The sequence below is a fragment of the Streptomyces sp. CNB091 genome, assembly GCF_000377965.1.
This window is the reverse complement of sequence record NZ_KB899039.1, coordinates 1-1,231: the sequence shown is the minus strand read 5'-3', so window position 1 is coordinate 1,231 and position 1,231 is coordinate 1. Positions and strand designations below refer to the sequence as shown.

1 rRNA gene is annotated in these 1,231 nt (G+C 56.9%); it reads left to right on the top strand.

Going from position 1 to position 1,231, the window contains the following annotated elements:
• Positions 1-1,231 (top strand): 23S ribosomal RNA (locus D581_RS0136590); the annotation flags it as partial.

Sequence of the window (1,231 nt, the reverse complement as noted above, 5' to 3'; positions counted from 1 at the left end):
TGTAGGCGAAGGACATGCGAAAGGTCCGGCGTAGAGGGTAAGACCCCCGTAGCTGAAACATCAACGGCTCGTTTGAGAGACACCCAAGTAGCACGGGGCCCGAGAAATCCCGTGTGAATCTGGCGGGACCACCCGCTAAGCCTAAATATTCCCTGGTGACCGATAGCGGATAGTACCGTGAGGGAATGGTGAAAAGTACCGCGGGAGCGGAGTGAAATAGTACCTGAAACCGTGTGCCTACAAGCCGTGGGAGCGTCGCTGGCAGCACTTGTGCTGTCAGTCGTGACTGCGTGCCTTTTGAAGAATGAGCCTGCGAGTTAGCGGTGTGTAGCGAGGTTAACCCGTGTGGGGAAGCCGTAGCGAAAGCGAGTCCGAACAGGGCGTTTGAGTTGCACGCTCTAGACCCGAAGCGGAGTGATCTAGCCATGGGCAGGTTGAAGCGGAGGTAAGACTTCGTGGAGGACCGAACCCACCAGGGTTGAAAACCTGGGGGATGACCTGTGGTTAGGGGTGAAAGGCCAATCAAACTCCGTGATAGCTGGTTCTCCCCGAAATGCATTTAGGTGCAGCGTCGTGTGTTTCTTGCCGGAGGTAGAGCACTGGATAGGCGATGGGCCCTACCGGGTTACTGACCTTAGCCAAACTCCGAATGCCGGTAAGTGAGAGCGCGGCAGTGAGACTGTGGGGGATAAGCTCCATGGTCGAGAGGGAAACAGCCCAGAGCATCGACTAAGGCCCCTAAGCGTACGCTAAGTGGGAAAGGATGTGGAGTCGCAGAGACAACCAGGAGGTTGGCTTAGAAGCAGCCACCCTTGAAAGAGTGCGTAATAGCTCACTGGTCAAGTGATTCCGCGCCGACAATGTAGCGGGGCTCAAGCGTACCGCCGAAGTCGTGTCATTCGTACACATAGGGCCAACGCCCGTATGGATGGGTAGGGGAGCGTCGTGTGCCGGGTGAAGCAGCCGCGGAAGCGAGTTGTGGACGGTTCACGAGTGAGAATGCAGGCATGAGTAGCGATACACACGTGAGAAACGTGTGCGCCGATTGACTAAGGGTTCCTGGGTCAAGCTGATCTGCCCAGGGTAAGTCGGGACCTAAGGCGAGGCCGACAGGCGTAGTCGATGGACAACCGGTTGATATTCCGGTACCCGCTTTGAAACGCCCAGTACTGAATCAGGCGATGCTAAGTCCGTGAAGCCGGCCCGATCTCTTCGGAGTTGAGGGTAGTGG